The sequence below is a fragment of the Sphingomonas sp. genome, from assembly GCA_019635535.1.
Taxonomy (GTDB): domain Bacteria; phylum Pseudomonadota; class Alphaproteobacteria; order Sphingomonadales; family Sphingomonadaceae; genus Allosphingosinicella.
In genome coordinates, this window is record JAHBZH010000001.1 from 2331330 (window position 1) to 2351190 (window position 19861).

The window sequence follows — 19861 nt, forward strand, 5'->3', positions numbered from 1 at the left end:
CGGCGGGAAGCTTTTCTGGCGCTGCTCAGCCTCAGTCCGGCAGCGAAAAATCGACGCCCTGGGCGAGCGGCAGCGCGCGGCCGTAATTGATCGTGTTGGTGGCCCGGCGCATATAGGCGCGCCAGGCATCCGAGCCGCTCTCGCGCCCTCCGCCGGTCTCCTTCTCGCCGCCGAAGGCGCCGCCGATCTCGGCACCCGAGGGCCCGATATTGACGTTGGCGATGCCGCAATCGGAGCCGGCGGCGGAGAGGAACAGCTCCGCCTCGCGCAAATCGGTGGTGAAGATCGATGAAGCGAGGCCCTGGGGCACATCGTTCTGGAGCGCGATCGCGGCGTCGAGACCGGCAAAGCGCACGACGTAGAGGATCGGCGCGAACGTTTCCTTGCGCATCACCGCGCTCTGGCCGGGCATCTCGACCAGCGCCGGGCGCACATGATTGCCGCCCAGCGCCTCGCCGCCATGGACGATGCCACCCTGGGCGCGTGCCTCGTCGAGCGCCGCCATCATCGCCGTGACCGCTTCGCCGTCGATCAACGGGCCGACCAGGATGCCCTCCTCCAGCGGGTTGCCGACCGGGAGCTTCGCCCAGACGGCGCGCAACCGGCCGACCAGATCGTCATAGACGCTGTCATGGACGAAGAGGCGGCGCAGCGTGGTGCACCGCTGCCCCGCCGTACCGGCGGCGGCGAAGGCGATGGCGCGGGTGGCGAGATCGAGATCGGCCGAAGGCGCGACGATCATCGCATTGTTGCCGCCCAGCTCCAGCAGGGATCGGCCGAACCGAGCCGCGACGCGCGGGGCCAGTTCGCGGCCCATCCGGGTCGATCCCGTCGCCGAGACGAGCGGCACGCGCGGATCGTCGGCGAGCGCCGCGCCGGCTGCGCGGCCGCCCTGCGCGAGCTCCAGCAATCCTTCCGGCGCGTCGCCGAAACGGGCAGCGGCGCGAGCGAAGAGCGCGGTGACGGCGGCGGCACAAAGCGGTGTCTTTTCAGATGGTTTCCAGACGACACTGTCGCCGCACACAAAGGCAAGGCAGGCATTCCAGGCCCAGACCGCCACCGGAAAGTTGAATGCGGAAATGACGCCAACGACGCCCAGTGGATGCCAGGTCTCCATCATCCGGTGATCCGGCCGCTCGGTCGCGATGGTGAGGCCGTGAAGTTGTCGCGAAAGACCGACCGCGAAATCGCAGATGTCGATCATTTCCTGCACTTCGCCGAGCCCTTCGGAGAGCACCTTGCCGCATTCCAGGCTGACCAGCCGGCCGAGCGCGTCCTTTTCCTCACGCAGCATCTCGCCGAACAACCGCACCAATTCGCCGCGGCGCGGCGCGGGCACTTGTCGCCAGGTGAGGAAGGCTTCGTGCGCGCGCGCCACGCCGGCTTTGATGGCCGCGGCATCGCTCGTCGCGACTCTTCCGATCACGGCGCCGTCGATGGGCGAGCGGGATTCGAGATCGCCCTCGCCAGCCTGGACGCCCAGCCGCTGCAACGACCGTGCAGCTTCGGTTGCGGATGAAGAACCGCTCATGCGAGCCGTCCGATCAGCGCTTCGGCCGCCTGCGGATTGCGAATCTTGTCGCCGGCGATGAAGAAGACGAACGTATCGCGCGGCGCGTCCGCCGCCGGTGCCTCGCTCACATAATCGAGCCCCGTCGGGCTTTCGCCAGCCGCCCAGCCGCGCGCGACATCGGCCCAGCGTTCGAGTTCGGCCGGCGCATAGCCCGCCGGTTCCGATTCCCTCGCGCGCATCAGCCGGGCATAGACGAAATCGGCGCCGAGATCGGCGATCTGCGGGTAGCTTTCATGATCCGCGACGACGACGGCGATATTGGCGGCGCGCGCCATCGCGACGAACGCCCGGTCCCTGAAACTTTCGTGGCGCGGCTCGATCGCGTGACGCAGCCGGATCCCGTCGCGACTGGTCGGCAGCAGCGCGAAGAAGGCGCGGATTTCGTCCGGATCGAACTTCTTGGTCGGCGCGAGCTGCCACAGGATCGGTCCGAGGCGCTCGCCCAGCTCGGTGAAACCCTGCGCGCAGAACTTGCCGATCGATTCCGCCGCTTCACCCAAATTGCGTCGGTTGGTGCAGAAGCGCGACGCCTTGAGCGCGAACTGGAAGCCGTCCGGCACCGCCTTCGCCCAGCGCGCGAACAGCTCAGGCTTCTGGGTGCGATAATAGGTCGCGTTGATCTCGGTCGCACTCAACTGCTGCCCGACATAGTCGAGCTGCTTCGCCTTGGGCAGGCCGGCGGGAAAGAAGCTGCCCCGCCAGGGATCGAAATCCCACCCGCCGATGCCGACCCGGATCGATCCAGCCCCCATGATCCTCGCCCGTTGATTTCCGCTTGGCTGGGGCGGCAGGATTCGAACCTGCGAATGCCGGTACCAAAAACCGGTGCCTTACCACTTGGCGACGCCCCAGCAGAGCGGTTGACGCGCGGCTTATAACCTCGTGCGCGCGGGTGGGAAGGGGCGACTGGCAGCCTCCGCGCCTTTTCAGGCGATCTCCTCGATCCAGCCGCGCGTGTCGGCGATCCGGCCGCGCTGGATGCCGACAAGTTCCTCGCGCAAACGGTGCATGACCGGGCCGGGCGCGCCGCCGCCGATCGCGAAGCTGTCCTCCGCGCCCTTCACCTGGACGATCGGCGTCACCACCGCAGCTGTGCCGCAGGCAAAAGTCTCCGTCAGGCGTCCGCTGGCGGCGTCCGCCCGCCACTGATCGATCGCATAGGGCTCCTCGCGCACCGTGAGGCCCTGGTCGCGGGCGATGGTCAGGATCGAATCCCGCGTGATACCGGCCAGGATCGTGCCGCCCAGAGGCGGCGTGGCGATCGAGCCGTCGTCGAACACGAAGAAGATGTTCATGCCGCCCAGTTCCTCGACCCAGCGGCGCTCGATCGCGTCGAGGAAGACAACCTGGTCGCAGCCCTGGCGCACAGCTTCGGCCTGGGCGATCAGGCTGGTGGCGTAATTCCCGCCGCATTTGGCGGCGCCTGTCCCGCCCGGCGCGGCGCGGATATAATCGCGCGTGACCCACAATGTGATGCCCCCCGGCACGCCCCGGAAATAGGGGCCGGCCGAAGAAGCCAGGACCAGGTAGAGATATTGCAAGGACGGCTTCACGCCGAGGAAGGCTTCGCTCGCGAACATGAAGGGTCGAAGATAGAGCGCGCCATCCGGACCGTCCGGAATCCAGTTCTTGTCGGCACGCACCAGCGCGCGCACCGATTCCAGGAACAGCTCTTCCGGCAGCTCAGGCATCGCCATCCGCCGCGCCGAGGCTTGGAAACGTCGGGCATTGGCTTCGGGACGGAACAAAGCCGCGCCGCCATTGGGCCGGCGATAGGCCTTCATCCCTTCGAAGATTTCCTGGGCATAATGGAGCACAGACGTCGCCGGATCGATCGCCAGCGATTGCCGCGCGGTGACGCGGGCGTCGTGCCAGCCGCCCTTGTCCGCGTCGTACCGCACGATCGCCATGTGATCGGTGAACACCTTGCCGAAGCCCGGATCGGCGATCCTCGCCGCACGCTCGGCCTCGGCAACCGGCTGGGCGCTGGGCTCGAACGCGAAGGTCGCGGCGACGGGCGGCATGCTGTTCCTCTCATGTCGGTTTGGAAAGCGGACTAGGCGGCGCGGGCCGGGAGGTCAAACCCTGCGCCGCGCCTCGACCGCCATTTCAAGGCTGCGGCGCCGCGCCGCATCGAGCGCGCGATCGACCAGGCTGCTCAGCACGTTGTCACCGTCGAGCTGCTTCAGCCCTGCGGCAGTGGTGCCGCCCGGGCTGGTGACCGCCGCCGCGAGTTCGGCGGGGCCGCGTGGATCGCTGCGCGCCAGGATCGCCGCACCCTCGACCGTGGCAAGCGCGAGATGCAGCGCCTGGCCGGGCGGGAAGCCGAGCTTCGCCCCGCCTTCGGCCAACGCCTCGATAAAACGGAAGACGAAGGCCGGGCCGCTGCCGGCCAGGGTGGTGACGAGGTTGAACAGGGCCTCGTCCTCGAGCCATTCGGCATGGCCGAGCGCGGCCATCAGGCCGGTGACGAGATTGCGTGCGGCGGTGTCATCACCGTCGCCGTGCAGACCGATCACGCCCTTGCCGACGCGGACCGGCAGGTTCGGCATGGCCCGCACGATCGTGCGCGACACCGGGAAGCGGGCACGCAGCGAAGCGAGCTCGGCGCCGGCCAGGATCGAGACGAGGATCGTGCCTTCGTCCAGGATCGGCGCCAGCGCCTCCGCGACGGCATCGAGCTGGTGCGGCTTCATCGCCAGCAGCACCATCGCCGGCACTTCGTCCTCGGGATAGGCGGTGGTGACGCGCACGCCGTATCCGACCGTTCTGCCGCTCGGCCGGATCACGCTGACATGGGCGGGATCGACGCCCTCGTCGATCCAGCGGGCCAGCATCGCCGATCCCATATTGCCGCAGCCGGCGAACCAGAGCGGGCCGGGCAGCAGCGGATCGGAGCCCGCGAAAGAAGGCGAGTCGGTCATGCCGCCCTCCTCCCATCGAGCCTGCGCGCCAGAGTCGGTCGGACTTCGCCCCGCGACGCGCCGGCGCCGGATTCGAACGCGCGGAAGTTGACTAAGTTGACGCCACGTCGGGGGTGAATCCCCCTTCCACAAGCGAGATGACGTCGTGGAAAGCGGGAAGGACGGTCAGGGAAGCCACAAGTCAAGGCGCACGCTCCGAATCGCGCGGACCCTGACAGATGAAATCCTACTTTCCAAGGGCCGGGCCGGCACCGATGCCGTCAGGGTCTATGCTTCGCCCTGCGTCTCGATCAAAGCGGCGGCGATCGCTTCCTGCGGCGATTTGTCGGCCCACAGCACGAACTGGAAGACCGGATAGAAACGTTCGCACTCCTCGATCGCGGCTTCCACCAGCGTCTCGGCCTGCTGCAGGCTCATCGTCCCGGTTTCCTCGCCTTCCAGCAAGGCGGCGTGGCGGAACAGGACCAGGCCCGAGGCGGACCACAATTCGAAATGGCCAAGCCAGAGCTGCTCGTTGATCAGTCCGATCGTCTCGTAAGTGACGTCGCGCTTCTCGGCCGAGACGCGGATGTCGGGGAGCGCCAGGAACTGGAGCACCTGATCTTCGGGCCGCCAGATCGCGCGCAGCTCGTACTGCGTCCAGCTGCCCTGGAAGCTCGAGACAATCTCGTCCTCGCCGTTGCGCTCGAAGGCCCAGCCCAATGCGCTGTAATAGGTTTCGAGCATGTCGATGGGGGCGCTCGCCTCCCGCTCCAGCTCGTATTCGTCCATGTTCATAAAGCGTCCCCGGACCGCTTTTGTTCGCGTTAACTGCCTTTCCGCGCGGCAAAGCGCAAGGAAAGGCGCGGTCCGTCGTTCAGAAAACTGTGGATAATCAGGCGCCTTTGCGAGGTGCCCTGCGTTTCGGCGCGGCGGTTCCGGTAGCGCCTTCCAGCGCCGCGACACGGGCTTTCAGCGCTTCGGATTCCTCGCGCGCGGCGACGGCCATCGCCTTTACCGCCTCGAACTCCTCGCGGCTCACCATGTCGAGCCCGCCGACCCAGTCGCGCGCGCGTTCGCGCATATTGTCCTGCGCTTCGCGGGTCATCCCCGCCACTGTGCCGGCAGCGCCGTTCAGCACCTTCACGAGATCGTCGAACAAACGGTTCTGGGACTGCATTGCGGTCCTCCTGCAAATATCGGTCAGAGGGCGATATCGGTGCTCGATGCCGCCGGCACAAGCGTCTCCGCGCCGGGATTGAGCGCCAGGATCTGGAAATTGAGCGCCGCGGCGAAGAGCAGCCAGCCGAGATAGGGCAGCAGCAGAGCCGCCGCGAGCGGCCGGATCCGCCAGATCAGCACGATCATCGCCACCGCGACCACGATCATCGCCGCGATCATCGACAGCGCGATCGAGACCTTGTGCATGCCGAAGAAGACCGGCGACCAGGCGAAGTTCAGCAGCAGCTGGAGCGCGAACAGGATCAGCGCCCGCTCCCGCCCGATCGCACCGCGCGCGTGCAGCACCATCGCCAGCGACAGGCCGAGCAGGACGTAGAGCAAGGTCCAGGCCGCGCCGAACGCCCAGCCCGGCGGCATGAAATCCGGCTTGGCGAGCGCGGCAAACCAGGCATTGTCGTAGCCGGAGCCTGAGAGGCTGCCCGACAGGGTGCCCAGCAGCACGATCGCAGGCACCGTCACCAGCGCATAACGCAGGAAGCTCATCCGGAGCTGCGATTTCGATGCGATGCCGGTCATCCGCGCGCCCCGATCATTCGGCGGGCTGCGGCGCGGCACCGTCCGCGATCTGCCGCTCCAGCTTGCGGGTAACGGCGAGCGGCGAGCCGGTGAAGCGGGCGAGGCGCGAATAGAGGAGCGGGATCAGGAACAGAGTGATCAACGTCGAGATCGAGACGCCGAAGACGATGACGACGCCGATCGTGCTGCGCGCGCCCGCGCCGGCGCCGCCCGACAGCATCAGCGGCATCGAACCGGCGACCAAGGCGATCGAGGTCATCAGGATCGGCCGCAGGCGGCGTTTCGAAGCTTCGCGGATTGCCGCACCGATATCGCGTCCCTGATCGCGCAGCTGATTGGCGAATTCGACGATCAGGATGCCGTTCTTGGCCGCGAGGCCGACCAGCATGACGATGCCGACCTGGCTGTAGAGATTGACCGTCTGCCCCATCACGGCGAGCCCGAGCACGCCGCCGGCCACGGCGAGCGGCACGGTGGTGATGATGACGCCCGGATGGACGAAGCTTTCGAACTGCGCGGCGAGCAGCAGATAGACGATCAGGATGGTGAGGCCGAACACGACCCAGATCGAGCTGCCCGCCTCCCTGAACGACTGGCTCTCGCCGCGATAGCCGATCGCGCTCACTTCCGGCGAGTCGGCGGCCTGCTGCTCCAGGAAGGCGAGTGCATCACCGAGCGGGTAGCCGTCGGCAAGACCGCCCGAGAGAGTGATCGCGCGCATGCGGTTGAAACGGCCGAGATCGCGCGCGCCGGCGGCGTCTTCGACCCGCACGAGATTGGACAGCGGCACCAGCTCGCCCGCCCGGCTGCGGACATAGATGGTGGCGAGATTGGCTTCGGTCGAGCGCGCCGAGGCTTCCGCCTGGACGACGACACGATATTCCTCGCCCCGGTCGACATAGGTTGAGACGCGGCGCGAGCCGAGCAGGGTCTGGAGCGCGAGGCTGACCTCCTCCACCGAAACGCCGAGATCGCCGGCACGACTGGTGTCGACCAGGACGCGAAGCTGCGGTTTGGTTTCCTTGTAGTCCGAGTCGAGATTGACGATGCCGGGATTCTCGCGCGCGGCGGCGAGGATGCGATCGCGCGCGACGGCGAGCTCGGCATAATTGGAGCCGGCGATCACGAAATTGATCGGCTGGCCCCGACCGCGCCCGAGGCCGGAGCGGGCCGCGGCATTGCCCCGCACCGCCGAAACGTCGGCCAGCGCGGCATTGATCTGGCGGACCATGTCCTGCGTGGTCACGTCGCGCTCTTCCCAGGGGCGCAGGAAGACGGTGAAATTGCCGCTGTTGAAATCGTCGCTGGTGCCCCAGCCGCCCGGGGTGCGCTGGATGATCGCGCGCACCGATCCTTCCTCCACCATCGGCAGCAGCCGGGCCTGCGCGTCGAGCATGTAGCGGTCCATCTCGGCAAAGCCGGTGCCTTCCGGCGCGGAGATGTTGACCTGGACGATGCCGGTATCCTCGGCCGGTGCCAGCTCGGCGTGAAGGGTGGTGAACAGCACGGCCGATCCGGCGATCATCGCCGCGACGACAAGGCCCGGCACGAGGGGCTTGCGGAGCGACCAATCGAGCCCGCGCGCATAGCCATCCTCCAGCCGTTTGAACTGCCAGTCGATCCAGCCTGCGAAACGGCCGCGCTCTTCGTTCTTCAGCACCTTGGAGCACAGCATCGGCACCAGCGTGAGCGCGAGGAAGCCGGAAAAGGCGATGGTGCCGATCATCGCCACCGCCAGCTCACGGAACAGCAGGCCGGTCTCTCCGGTGATGAACATGATCGGCACGAACACGGCGCAGATCACCAGGGTGATCGAGACGATGGCGAAACCGACCTGCCTTGTGCCTTCGAAGGCGGCCTTGAGCGGCGGATCGCCCGCCTCGATCCGGTGATAGATATTCTCCAGCACGACGATCGCGTCGTCGACGACGATGCCGATGCACAAAACGAGCGCGAGCAGGGTGAGCAGGTTGATCGAGAAGCCCGCCATCCACAAAACGGCGAAGGCGGCGAGCAGGCAGAGCGGCACCATGACCGCCGGGATCAGGGTCGCGCGCCAGCTTCCCAGGAAGAGGAAGATGACCAGGACGACCAGCAACGCCGCTTCGGCCAGCGTCACCCAGACCTTGGTGATCGCGCGGTCGATGAACAGCGATTCGTCCGATCCGACGATCATCTCCATGCCTTCCGGCAGGCTCGCGCGGGCCTCTTCCATTTCGGCCTTGGCGGCTTCGGCGACGGCGAGCGTATTCGCGCCGGACTGGCGAACGATGCCCATGCCGACCGCGGACGCGCCGTTGAGCCGGAAAGCGGTATAGGGGTTTTCGGGGCCGCGCTCGATCCGCGCGACATCGCCCAGGCTCACCTGATAACCGTCCGCGCCACGCCCGACGACGAGCCGCGCGAATTCCTCCGGCGTGCTGAACGGCCGCTCGACGCGCAGCGTCAGGTTCTGCGTCTCCGATTCCAGCCGGCCGGCCGGCAGCTCGACATTCTGCGAGCGCAGCGCGCGTTCGATATCCGCCGGGGTCATACTGAAGGCGGCGAGCCGCTCGGGCCTCAGCCACACCCGCATCGCGGGACGCGCCTCGCCGCCGATGAAGACGCGCGCCACGCCGTCGATATTGGCAAAGCGATCGACGAGGTTGCGGTCCACCCAGTCCGACAGCTCCAGCCGCGACCAGCCGGGCCGGGAGATGACGAAGAACATGATCGGCATCGCATCGGCATCGACCTTGCGCACCGTCGGCGGATCGATCTCGTTGGGCAGGTTGCGCGATGCCGCGCCGACCCGGTCGCGCACGTCGTTGGCGGCGTCGTCCACCGGCCGGCCGGGGCGGAATTCCAGCGAGATCGAGGATTGCCCGTCGCGCGAGCGCGAAGTGATCGTCTCCAGCCCCTCCAGGCCGGACAGCTGCTCCTCCAGCACCTGGGTGACGCGGGTCTCGACGACATTGGCGGCGGCGCCGACATAGATGGTGTCGACCGACACGATCGGCGGATCGACCGCCGGATATTCGCGCACCGGCAGGCTGAAGAAGCCGATGAACCCGACGACGCCGATCAGCAGCGCCATCACCGCCGCGAAGACGGGGCGCCGGACCGAGATGTCGGAAATCTGCACGGCCTAGCTTCCGGCGCCGCGCGCCGTCGACTGCCGCTCGCGCTCCGCATGAGCCTGGCTGTCGTCGAGCCGCACCGCCATGCCGTCGCTGACCTTGACGACGCCCTCGGTGATGACGCGCTGGCCCGGCGTCAGCCCCTCGACGATCTCGACCCGGCCGCGCAGCCGCACCCCGGTTCGCACCGGCGCGCGGCGCGCCCGGCCCTGCTCGTCCAGCACATAGACGAAGCGCGTGTCGCCCTCGCCGATCACCGCCAGCTCGGGCACGGACGGGCTGCTGCGCGGCGCGTTCTCGATATCGACGGTCAGCATCATGCCGGGCCGCAGCAGCCGATCGGCATTGGGCATGCGCGCGCGCACCGTCACCGCGCGGGTATTGGGATCGACGACCGGATCGACGCTGTGGATGCGCCCCCGGAACACCCGGTCCGGATAGGCGGCCGAACGCGCCTCGATCGTGAGGCCCGGCCGCATCGCGGCCAGCATCGTCTCCGGCACGGGGAAATCGAGCTTGATCGTGCTGATGTCGCTGATCGTCGCGATCGCCGTGCCCTGGCTGGCGATCGCGCCGACCGAGATGTTGCGCAAGGACACCCAGCCGGAGAAGGGCGCGCGGATCACCCGCTCGCCGATCGCGGCGCGCACGGCCTGCGCCTGGGCCTGCGCCGTCGCGGCGGCGGCGACCTGCGAATCGTAGCTGGAGCGGGTGGCGAAGCCGCGGTCCTTCAGCGCCCCGACCCGCTCGAGCTGCTGCTCGGCCTCGCGCTCGCGCGCCTGGATCTCGCGCAGTTGCGCGCTCTGTTGCGCCTGCTGGAGCACGGCGATGATCTGGCCCTGGCGGACATAGCCGCCATCGTCGAAATTGAGCCGGACGATCCGTTCGGTGACCGGCGCGGACAAAGTAACCTGCTCGTTGGCGACGGCGGTGCCGACCGCCTCGATCCGGTCGGCGAAATTCATCTCGGCGACCGGCTCCGCCTTGACCAGCGGCGTCGGCCGTTCGCGCTGCTTGTCCGCGCCGCCGCCATTGCCGCAGGCGGCCAGCGCCGCGGCCAGCGCGAGGAGGAGGAACGGCCGAGTCACATTGCGTTTCCAGCGGGTTGAACCATGTCCCGTCTCAATGACCATAATCGCGGCTTTGTCGAGAGAGGGCTTGTATCAAAATGTATCGCCTGGCGCTGCGTTGATCGCGCCGATCAGGAACTCGACATTGCCTTCCGGCCCGGTAATCGGGCTTTGCGTCACTCCGGCGACGGTCCAGCCGCGCTCTGTCAGCCAGTCCGCCGCCGCCGCGCAGACCCGGGCGTGGACCTCCGCGTCGCGCACCACGCCGCCCTTGCCGATCTCGTGCCGCTCCGCCTCGAATTGCGGCTTCACCAGCGCGATCAGCCGGCCGCCCGGTTGCGCGAAATTCAGGGCCGTGTCCAGCACCTTGGCGAGCGATATGAAGCTGGCGTCGCAAACCACGATGTCGATCGGCCCGGTGACGATCGCGTCGGTCAGGTAGCGGGCGTTGGTCTGTTCATGGACGATCACGCGCGGGTCCTGCCGCAGCTTCCAGGCAAGCTGGTTGGTGCCGACATCGACCGCGAAGACCTTCGCCGCGCCGCGCTGGAGCAGCACGTCGGTGAACCCGCCGGTGGAGCTGCCCACATCGAGCGCCACCGCGCCCGTCACGTCCCAGCCGAAATGCTCGAGCCCATGCGCCAGCTTGATCCCGCCGCGCGAGACCCAGGGATGCGCCTTGCCCCGCACCTCCAGCGGCGCGTCGGCGGCGAGCGCCTGCCCCGCTTTGTCGATCTTGCGCTCGCCCGAAAAGACCAGACCGGCGAGGATCAGCGCCTGCGCCTTGGCCCGGCTCTCGGCGAGGCCGCGATCGACGAGGAGCTGATCGGCGCGCAATTTTGTCATAGATCAAACCGGTCTTCTTCAAAACAACTTGATCGAATTCAGAAACTCTTATTCAGTAAGGTCGTCCGACTGTGTCACAAAAAGAGGGGGAGTAATGCGAAAGCCATATCAATCACCCACACCTCATCGTCGACCGAACCAGTCGCAGAAAGACATGGTTAAGCGTAAGCAGCCTGCCTCCTTTTTTCGGCGTTTCCGGACTGGTTTGACGACTCTTGGCGTCGTGTCCGGGATTGTTGCAGCCGGCATCGCAGGAGACAAATATGACCCATTGCAATTGGGGCGGGAAGCACCACAGACATACGCCATATCCCTTCCGATCTCCATGCCTATCAAACGCATAGAGTTCATTACCCCAGACAACCAAGAAAGTGATGCAAATGCAGATGAAACGGAAGATGCGTTGCATCGCACATGCATGGATCAAATTTTATCTGATTTAAGAAGGCAAGACGTATTACGGGTTGTTCATGAAAACAACGCATATGCGCCAGATGTATACACAGAAATTAGAAATTACAAAGCCGTTATGCGAGATGGTACAAATATTAATTTCCGCTGCACTATAACAACTAGGCCATTTGCAATAGTAGTTGTGCGTACAGTCTAGGTCATCAAGATGGGCGAGTCACGCCCGCGCCCCTTCCACCACCCCCGCGCTGTTGTGGCGGAGCGCCTTCAACACCGTCTCGACGATGCCGTCCGCGTCCAGGCCGGCTTCGGCATATTGCTTCTCGGGCTTGTCCTGGTCCTGGAAGCGGTCGGGGAGGCGCATGGTGCGCAGCTTCAGCCCGGCGTCGATCAGGCCGGCATCGCTCGCCAACGTCAGGACATGGGCGCCGAAGCCGCCGATCGCGGCTTCCTCGACCGTCACCGCGACCTCGTGGGTGGCGAGCAGGCGGCGGATCAGTTCCTCGTCGAGCGGCTTGGCGAAGCGCAGGTCGGCGACGGTGGTGGAAAGGCCCTGCGCGTCGAGCCTGTCGGCGGCCTTCAGCGCCTCGGCCAGGCGGGTGCCGAGCGAGAGGATCGCGACCTTCTTGCCCTCGCGCACCACCCGGCCCTTGCCGATCTCCAGTGCCCGCGGCACCTCGGGCATGTCCACGCCGACGCCGTTGCCGCGCGGGTAGCGCACCGCGATCGGGCCGCTGTCGTGCTCCTGCATGGTCCTGACCATATGGGCCAGCTCGGCCTCGTCGGCGGCGGCCATCACGACGAAATTGGGCAGGGTGCAGAGATAGGCGAGGTCGAAGCTGCCGGCATGGGTGGAGCCGTCCGCGCCGACCAGCCCGGCGCGGTCCATCGCGAAGCGCACCGGCAGGTTCTGGATCGCCACGTCATGGACGACCTGATCGTAGGCGCGCTGCAGGAAGGTCGAATAGATGGCGACGAAGGGCCGCATCCCCTGCGCGGCCAAGCCGGCGGCGAAGGTGACCGCATGCTGCTCGGCGATGCCGACGTCGAAGGCGCGGTCCGGATGGGCCTTGGCGAACCTGTCCACGCCGGTGCCGGACGGCATCGCGGCGGTGATCGCGCAGATCCGGGGGTCGTCGTCGGCGAGGCCGGCCAGCGTCTCGCCGAACACGTTCTGGTAAGCGGGCGGGCCGCCGCCGGGCCCCTTGTCCTGCTTGCCGGTGACGACGTCGAACTTGACGACGCCGTGATATTTGTCGGCCGCCGCCTCGGCGGGCGCGTAGCCCTTGCCCTTCTTGGTGACGACATGGACCAGCATCGGGCCGAAATCGGCGTCACGGACATTCTCCAGGATCTTGACCAGCAGATCGACGTCGTGGCCATCGACCGGGCCGACATAATAGAAGCCCAGCTCCTCGAAGAGCGTGCCGCCCGTCGCCATGCCCCGGGCATATTCCTCCGCCTTGCGCGCGGCGGTGTGGAGCGGCGTGGGGAGCTTGCGGGCGAAGCGCTGGGCGAGGCTGCGCAAAGTCAGATACTTGCCGGACGAGACCAGGCGGGCGAGATAGTTGGAGAGGCCGCCGACGGGCGGGGCGATCGACATGTCGTTGTCGTTGAGGATGACGACCAGGCGGTTGCCGGCCTGCTCGGCATTGTTCATCGCCTCATAGGCCATGCCGGCGCTCATCGCGCCATCGCCGATCACGGCGATCGCCTTGCCGGGCCGGTTCGACAGCTTGTTGGCCACCGCGAAGCCCAGAGCGGCCGAAATCGAGGTCGAGCTGTGCGCCGCGCCGAACGGGTCATATTCGCTCTCGGACCGCTTGGTGAAGCCGGAGAGGCCGCCGCCCATGCGCAGGGTGCGGATGCGGTCGCGGCGCCCGGTGACGATCTTGTGCGGATAGCATTGGTGGCCGACGTCCCAGACCAGCCGGTCGGCGGGCGTGTCGAACACATAATGGAGCGCCGTGGTCAGCTCGACCACACCGAGCCCGGCGCCGAGATGGCCGCCGGTCACGGACACGGCCGAGATCGTCTCGGCGCGCAATTCGTCGGCGAACTGGCGTAGCTGCTCGCGCTTCAGGCCGCGCAGCTCATCGGGCGTCCCGACGGTGTCGAGCAACGGCGTTTCGGGTCGGTCGGTCATGCTGTCCCCATCTACAAGCCGCCTACATAAGCCGGTCGCGCCGGGAAGTCGAACCTTCAGAGGAGGCGTCGAAGGGTGAAAAAGTTGAGGAAGTTGAGGATTGCCAAGAGCCGGCGGCCCTCCCGGCCAAGCCGGTCGGAAGTTTCACAAGTTTCAGCTTCCATGGCGGGGAAATCCGGCTGTCCGCACCATGCCGGTGTCGGCGAGCGCCTCGATGTGCTCGCGCTGCTTCGCGGGCGCCCGACCGTCGCGGCGGGGGCGGGCGGGGACCGGCTCGACGTCGAAGGGAGAGGCGGGCCCGTCGGTCGCCGCCTCGGAGATGAACGATGCATGACCCTGTTCCATCCGACAGCGTAGATCAGATGAAATCCTACTTTGGAAGAGCCTCCGCACCGGACCATTCAGATGTGACTCTGGCGGACGGGATCGATAGTCTTGCCAGCAAGGGAGCCGAACCGCTGTCCAATTGCAAATCCAACCCCGACCCGCGCGCGATCCTCCAGTGGAAGGACGACCCGCGCATAGTCTGGCCGAGGCCTCGCGACCCGCCACGACTCGACTATCTGATGGCGTTCTTCAGCCAGATCGCCTATGTTCCGACCCGCTTCGAGGCCAGCAACCAACGCGGCACCAAGGTGGTCCCGTCCCGCTTCTTTCAGGACCTGGCGAACCGAGGGCGGGCGCTCGACGTGGCGCGGCTCGTGCGCGACGCCTTTCCTCAGGAACTCGACATGCCCGTGCGGGTCGTCTCGACCGCCAACAGCATCACCCTTATCGCGCGCGTCAAGGAGGTCGTCATCATCGCATCACGCGGCACGATATTGTTTCATTCGCTCCTTCGGCCCTCCGGGGACGTGGGGATCGACCTCAACGCATGGCCGATCGCCTACGGCTCGGCGGACGTGAGCTATCATTTCGGCTTCCTCGAGGAAGCCTGCGCGTCGTTGCCGCAGATCGTCGAAGCCTATCGGCACGTCGGGGAGGGGCTCCCGATCTATTTCACCGGCCATTCGCTGGGCGGCGCTTTGGCGGCAGTCAACGACCGGCTATGGGATGAAAGTCTAGGCCGGTGCGTGGGACGCAAGACCATCGTGTTCGGCTGCCCGCGCTTCGGCAATGACGCGGCGGTGAAGCTCAGGCCCGTGCGCGCATTCGTGCGACCCGGCGATCCTGTGCCGAACCTGCCGCCAAGGATATTCGGATATGCCGACATTCCGAATTCCGAGGAGCTCCGCGACCCGGATTCCGACAGCTGGAACATCTTCAAGAACCACGCGATCGAAGGTTATCGTCGCGCGATCGCACATCGCGACGAGGTGCTTGCCGAGGACGAACGGCTCTATCGCCTGTTCGAGATCGCGATGGCGAAGGAACCCCGACAATGGGGCTTTTAGAATCTGTTTCAGCAAAGCTGAAACAGGCTCAGCCCTCCGCGCAATCCTCGCAGCGGCCGTGGACCTCGATCACCGGGCGGACCGGGGCGAAGCCGGCCTTCTTCGCGGCATCGCGGACGCCGCCGGAAAGGCGGTCGTCGTCGAGATGGGTGGCCTGGCCGCAATTGTCGCAGATCAGGAAGATGCAATCGTGCAGGCAGCCGGGATGATCGTTGGCGACATAGGCGTTGGCGCTTTCGACCCGGCGGGCGAGATTGGAGCCGACGAACAGGTCGAGGATGCGATAGACGCTGTTGGCGGCGACGCGCCGACCCTGATCCTGGCTCACCTTCTCGGCGATGTCATAGGCCGAGGCGGGCTTGTCGAAGCCGGCGAGCGCGTCGAACACGGCGGCGCGCATCGGCGTCCACTGCTCGCCCGCGCCCTCCATCGTGGTCCGCGCGGCGGTGGCGAGGTCCGCGCCGGCATGGCTGTGATGCTCGTGTCCCATGGGCCGGAATGTAAGCCTTCGCCGGGGTGACGGCAATGCCGTCAGATCACCGCGCGGCGATTGAGATCGTGGCCGAGCGCGAGGATGAGGACGCCGACCAGCGACCAGAGCAGCTCGCCGCCGCCCTCATGGCCGAGCGTCAGCGCGCCGGCCATCATGCCGAGGCCGAGACCGCCGATCGCCGCCGGCAGCATGAAGCCGTGGATCAGGATGCCGCGCCCCAGCCCCACGACGCCGAGCAGGATCGCGAGGACGAGCCCGATCTCGTGGACCAGCGGATGCAGGAACAGGCCGCCGGCGGACGCCAGCACCGTCACCAGCACCGCGCTCGCGATGCAATGGACGAGGCAAAGGCCGCTGAGGCCGATGGCCCAGCGGTCGATCGCATTCGCCCTGATGACGCCCTGAAACAAACCTGCGACTCCGTTCTGGCGGCGATATACGCTCGCCTTATCCAAGTTACAATATAACATTGGGTGAAAATCGACGAAATGCCGGGGCGGTTGGCAAGCGGCGCGGGCTCCGCCATAGGGCCGCCATGCCCCCGCTCCTCGCCCGCCCGGACGCGCCCCGGCCCCGCCCCAAGGCGATCGCCAACTGGCTGATCGTCGTCGCCGCGATGGTGTTCGCGATGATCGTGGTCGGCGGCATTACGCGGCTGACGGAATCCGGCCTGTCCATGGTGCGCTGGGAGCCGATCTCCGGCGCGATCCCGCCGATGAGCGAGGCCGCCTGGCAGGCGGAGTTCGACCATTATCGCGCCACGCCGCAATATCAGCAGGTCAATACCGGCATGACGCTGGCCGAGTTCAAGACCATCTTCTTCTGGGAATATGTGCACCGGCTGCTCGGCCGGCTGATCGGGCTGGTCTTCGCCTTGCCCCTGCTCTGGTTCTGGTGGAAGCGCGCGATCCCGGCGGGCTACGGCTGGAAGCTGGGCGGGCTCCTCGCGCTCGGCGGGCTGCAGGGCGCGATCGGCTGGTGGATGGTCGCTTCCGGCCTCGTGGACGTGCCCGAAGTCAGCCATATCCGGCTCGCCGTCCACCTGCTCACCGCCTTCCTGATCTTCGGCGCGACGATCTGGGTGGCGATGGACCTGAAACAGCTGGTGCGCGATGCGGCGGCGACGCCGGTGCGGCTGCCCCTGCTCGCCATCTGGGCGCTTTGCCTGATGTTCATCCAGTTCCTGTTCGGCGCCTATGTCGCCGGGCTGGACGCCGGCTATGCGTTCAACTCCTGGCCGAAGATGGGCGACGAATGGTTTCCGGCGGCGACGCCGATGATGGAGCCCTTCCTGCGCAACTTCGTCGACAATCCGACCGTCGTGCAGTTCGTCCACCGCTGGTTCGCCTTCGTGGCGGGCGGGGTGACGATCTGGCTGGGCGTGCGCGCCTGGGCGCGGGTGTCGTGGCAGGACGGCGGAATGCTGATCGGCGCGGTGTTCGCCCAGATCCTGCTCGGCATCCTCACCATATTGTCGGGCGTGCAGATCGACATCGCGGTGGCGCATCAGGGCATGGCCGCGTTGCTCCTCGCCGCGATGCTGAACGCGGCGCATGGAGTGGGGCGCAAGGCGCCGTGACCGGGATCGTCAGCGTCTATGCGATCTTCGCCGACGCCGACGAGGCCGCCCGGATCGGCCGCATCGCGGTGGAGGAACGGCTGGCGGCCTGCGTGAACATCCTGACGCCGTGCCGGTCGATCTATCGCTGGCAGGGCAAGATCGAGGAGGCCGAGGAAGTCCCCGCCCTCTTCAAGACCCGCGCCGACCGGGCCGAGTCGCTGATCGCCCGCATCGCGGAACTGCACAGCTATGATGTGCCGGCTGCGGTGGCGTGGCCGGTGAAAGAAGCGCTGGCTGCTTATACAACATGGATCACGGAAGAGACGTCGTTCTAGACTTTCGATTGCATCTCGGTATTCCAGTCATCCGAAGGATCCACCAAGGATATCGGAATGAATATATTTCTTGCGACTTTGGCCGCATTGTCTCTGTTCGCGACGCCTGCCTCCTATTCGCCCGACGAAGCCAATAACGAGAGCCTCGTCCACATTCCGTTCGATCCGCCGGTCAATCAGCCCATCCGCTACATGGTGGAGGAAATACGAGACCGGCAGGGAACCGAAACGCGGAACGGTTCGATCGTCACCGTCGAATTCCAAGCAACAGAAGACGGTTATCGGGCAGATTTCGTGCACAGCGAAGCGCCCGGCATGGATTTCTTGCCAGATTTGCCCGGCATGGACAGGCTTTCGGAGTTGGTTCGCCAGCCATATTCGGTACGAGTATCGCCTGCTGGAGAGATCATCGCCTTGGAGGATGAGGAGCGACTGATCGACAGGCTGTCATCCGCAATGGACGAGATCACGACAGGCGCCGACATGCCGGTCGAAGTCGCCGAGGCGCTGCGTGCTTATGTGCAGCGCGTTCGAGACATGCCTACGCAGGGACGTCTGGAGTTCATCATGCAAGGCGTCGCTCCGATCGTCGGTCTGGGAGATGTCGAACTCGGTCTTGGCGAAGCGCTGTCGGTTCCGATCGATTTGCCCACGCCATTCGGGCCGATACCGGTCACAGCCGATCTCAGCCTCGAGAATATCGTTGACGGAGTCGCTTTGGTGACAGTTCGTTTGAACGTGCCATCCGACGAGTTCCGGACCATCGTGCTGAATGCCATTGAGCAACTCGCGCCGTCAATTCCGGCCGCAGACATGCAGCGGGCACTGACCGAAAACCCTATCTCGATGATGATAAGCGAGACCTATTACATTTCCGTCGATCACGGCACGCTCGTCCGCTACGAACGGGAGAAGGTCGCCTCCACCGAAGCGGCCGCCAATCCAGTCGCAACCCGGGACGCGGTCGTGATCGTTAGGCTCGACTGAAGCTCGAACCGGAATTTCCGGATGCGGTATTATTTTACCACTCGCGAAACACCCGCTTTTCCTTGACTTTCTCCGTCCCTTTCGCCAATTGCCCGCCGTCCGCGCCGCTCCTCTTGGGCGGCGCCGTTCATTTCGAAGAGGTCCAAGCTCCATGAAGGCGCTGATGAAGACCACCAAGTCGGCCAAGCCGCGCGAGGTGGAGAAGAAGTGGCATCTGATCGATGCCGACGGGCTGGTGGTCGGGCGGCTCGCCTCGATCGTCGCCAATATCCTGCGCGGCAAGCACAAGCCGAGCTTCACCCCCCATGTCGATTGCGGCGATCATGTGATCATCATCAACGCCGACAAGGTGAAGTTCACCGGCAAGAAGCTGGCCGACAAGATCTATTACAAGCACACCGGCTATGCCGGCGGCATCAAGGGCGTCACCGCCGGCAAGGTGCTGGAAGGCCGCTTCCCGGAGCGCGTGCTGGAAAAGGCGATCGAGCGGATGATCCCGCGCGGGCCGCTGGGCCGCGACCAGATGCGCGCGCTGCACCTCTATAACGGCACCGAGCATCCGCACGGCGGCCAGAACCCCGAACTCCTCGATGTCGCGGCCATGAACCGCAAGAACAAGGTGGGCGCCTGATGTCCGACAATCGCCAGTCCCTTTCCGATCTCGCCAAGCTGACGGCCGAGCCCGAAGCCCCGGCCGAAACGCCGGCCGCCGAGACCGAGACCCCCGCCGCCGAGGCGGAAGCCGAGGCGCCCGCCGCCGAAGCCGAAGCCGCTCCGGCCGAAGCGCCCGAAGCCGCCGCCCCGGCCGCGCCGGAAGCCCCGGTCACGCCGCTGCGCGAGCAGCAGCTCGACAAGCAGGGCCGCGCTTATGCCACCGGCCGCCGCAAGGACGCGGTCGCCCGCGTCTGGCTGAAGCCGGGCAACGGCACGATCACGGTCAACGGCCGCGACCAGAATGTCTATTTCGCGCGCCCGACGCTGCGCCTCGTCATCAACCAGCCGTTCGGCATCGCCGGGCGCGAGGGCCAGTATGACGTGATCGCCACCGTCGTCGGCGGCGGGCTCTCCGGCCAGGCCGGCGCGGTCAAGCACGGCATTTCGCAGGCGCTGACCCGCTACGAGCCGGCGCTGCGCACCACGATCAAGCAGGCCGGCTTCCTGACCCGCGACAGCCGCGTGGTCGAGCGCAAGAAGTACGGCAAGGCCAAGGCCCGCCGCTCCTTCCAGTTCTCGAAGCGCTAAGCGGTCTTCAGGCCAACGAATTG

At 66.4% G+C, this 19861-nt stretch carries 21 protein-coding genes and 1 tRNA gene; 7 read left to right on the forward strand and 15 right to left on the reverse strand.

What is annotated here, in order from left to right:
• Window positions 1-31: 31 nt before the first annotated feature.
• The 11 genes from KF780_12025 to KF780_12075 form a co-directional block, all read right to left on the reverse strand.
• Window positions 32-1531 (reverse strand): aldehyde dehydrogenase family protein, encoded by a 1500-nt coding sequence (locus KF780_12025; GenBank protein MBX3562526.1) that lies wholly within the window; start codon window positions 1529-1531, stop codon window positions 32-34.
• A complete protein-coding gene (locus KF780_12030; protein MBX3562527.1) occupies window positions 1528-2325 on the reverse strand; it encodes a DUF72 domain-containing protein in 798 nt (265 codons plus the stop codon). Before KF780_12030 ends, KF780_12025 begins: the two co-directional genes overlap by 4 nt.
• A gap of 24 nt (window positions 2326-2349) precedes the next feature.
• A tRNA-Gln gene (locus tag KF780_12035) sits at window positions 2350-2424 on the reverse strand.
• 75 nt (window positions 2425-2499) lie between these two features.
• Window positions 2500-3597 carry a branched-chain amino acid aminotransferase gene (locus KF780_12040; protein ID MBX3562528.1) on the reverse strand — a complete coding sequence of 366 codons (1098 nt, stop codon included), beginning with the start codon at window positions 3595-3597 and terminating at the stop codon, window positions 2500-2502.
• A 54-nt stretch (window positions 3598-3651) separates the two neighbouring features.
• Window positions 3652-4497 (reverse strand): pyrroline-5-carboxylate reductase, encoded by an 846-nt coding sequence (proC, locus tag KF780_12045; protein ID MBX3562529.1) that lies wholly within the window; start codon window positions 4495-4497, stop codon window positions 3652-3654.
• A gap of 267 nt (window positions 4498-4764) precedes the next feature.
• Window positions 4765-5274, reverse strand: a complete 510-nt coding sequence (locus KF780_12050; protein MBX3562530.1) for a YbjN domain-containing protein — start codon at window positions 5272-5274, stop codon at window positions 4765-4767.
• A gap of 97 nt (window positions 5275-5371) precedes the next feature.
• Window positions 5372-5656, reverse strand: a complete 285-nt coding sequence (locus KF780_12055) for an accessory factor UbiK family protein (GenBank protein ID MBX3562531.1) — start codon at window positions 5654-5656, stop codon at window positions 5372-5374.
• A gap of 23 nt (window positions 5657-5679) precedes the next feature.
• Entirely contained in the window at window positions 5680-6234 is a 555-nt protein-coding gene (locus KF780_12060; protein MBX3562532.1) for a tryptophan-rich sensory protein, read from the reverse strand.
• A 13-nt stretch (window positions 6235-6247) separates the two neighbouring features.
• Window positions 6248-9358, reverse strand: coding sequence for an efflux RND transporter permease subunit (locus tag KF780_12065; GenBank protein ID MBX3562533.1), 3111 nt, complete (start codon window positions 9356-9358; stop codon window positions 6248-6250).
• Window positions 9359-9361: 3 nt separating this feature from the next.
• The gene (locus KF780_12070; protein MBX3562534.1) at window positions 9362-10486 is read right to left on the reverse strand and encodes an efflux RND transporter periplasmic adaptor subunit; all 1125 of its coding nucleotides are present in this window, start codon (window positions 10484-10486) and stop codon (window positions 9362-9364) included.
• Window positions 10487-10516: 30 nt separating this feature from the next.
• A complete protein-coding gene (locus KF780_12075; protein MBX3562535.1) occupies window positions 10517-11269 on the reverse strand; it encodes a TlyA family RNA methyltransferase in 753 nt (250 codons plus the stop codon).
• Window positions 11270-11492: 223 nt separating this feature from the next.
• On the opposite strand from KF780_12075, the gene KF780_12080 reads away from it, so the two are divergent.
• Entirely contained in the window at window positions 11493-11879 is a 387-nt protein-coding gene (locus KF780_12080; GenBank protein MBX3562536.1) for a hypothetical protein, read from the forward strand.
• 18 nt (window positions 11880-11897) lie between these two features.
• Here KF780_12080 and dxs read toward each other — a convergent pair whose 3' ends face one another.
• Complete coding sequence (gene dxs, locus KF780_12085) at window positions 11898-13826, reverse strand: 1-deoxy-D-xylulose-5-phosphate synthase (GenBank protein ID MBX3562537.1); 1929 nt, start codon at window positions 13824-13826, stop codon at window positions 11898-11900.
• A gap of 153 nt (window positions 13827-13979) precedes the next feature.
• Window positions 13980-14171 carry a hypothetical protein gene (locus tag KF780_12090; GenBank protein ID MBX3562538.1) on the reverse strand — a complete coding sequence of 64 codons (192 nt, stop codon included), beginning with the start codon at window positions 14169-14171 and terminating at the stop codon, window positions 13980-13982.
• A gap of 62 nt (window positions 14172-14233) precedes the next feature.
• On the opposite strand from KF780_12090, the gene KF780_12095 reads away from it, so the two are divergent.
• Window positions 14234-15220: a hypothetical protein gene (locus KF780_12095; GenBank protein MBX3562539.1), complete on the forward strand. Its 987-nt coding sequence runs from the start codon at window positions 14234-14236 to the stop codon at window positions 15218-15220.
• Window positions 15221-15248: 28 nt separating this feature from the next.
• Here KF780_12095 and KF780_12100 read toward each other — a convergent pair whose 3' ends face one another.
• Both KF780_12100 and KF780_12105 read right to left on the reverse strand, forming a co-directional pair.
• A complete protein-coding gene (locus tag KF780_12100) occupies window positions 15249-15710 on the reverse strand; it encodes a transcriptional repressor (GenBank protein ID MBX3562540.1) in 462 nt (153 codons plus the stop codon).
• A 41-nt stretch (window positions 15711-15751) separates the two neighbouring features.
• Window positions 15752-16183: a MerC domain-containing protein gene (locus KF780_12105; protein MBX3562541.1), complete on the reverse strand. Its 432-nt coding sequence runs from the start codon at window positions 16181-16183 to the stop codon at window positions 15752-15754.
• Between the two features lie 65 nt (window positions 16184-16248).
• Between KF780_12105 and KF780_12110 the strand changes: the two genes are divergently transcribed.
• From KF780_12110 to rpsI, 5 genes are all read left to right on the forward strand, one after another.
• Complete coding sequence (locus KF780_12110) at window positions 16249-17292, forward strand: COX15/CtaA family protein (protein ID MBX3562542.1); 1044 nt, start codon at window positions 16249-16251, stop codon at window positions 17290-17292.
• Complete coding sequence (locus KF780_12115) at window positions 17289-17609, forward strand: divalent-cation tolerance protein CutA (protein MBX3562543.1); 321 nt, start codon at window positions 17289-17291, stop codon at window positions 17607-17609. The genes KF780_12110 and KF780_12115 overlap by 4 nt, the downstream gene beginning before the upstream one ends.
• Before the next feature lie 57 nt (window positions 17610-17666).
• Window positions 17667-18596, forward strand: coding sequence for a hypothetical protein (locus KF780_12120; GenBank protein MBX3562544.1), 930 nt, complete (start codon window positions 17667-17669; stop codon window positions 18594-18596).
• Window positions 18597-18747: 151 nt separating this feature from the next.
• Entirely contained in the window at window positions 18748-19227 is a 480-nt protein-coding gene (rplM, locus tag KF780_12125) for a 50S ribosomal protein L13 (protein MBX3562545.1), read from the forward strand.
• Window positions 19227-19838, forward strand: coding sequence for a 30S ribosomal protein S9 (gene rpsI / locus KF780_12130; GenBank protein ID MBX3562546.1), 612 nt, complete (start codon window positions 19227-19229; stop codon window positions 19836-19838). The genes rplM and rpsI overlap by 1 nt, the downstream gene beginning before the upstream one ends.
• Window positions 19839-19861: the final 23 nt, after the last annotated feature.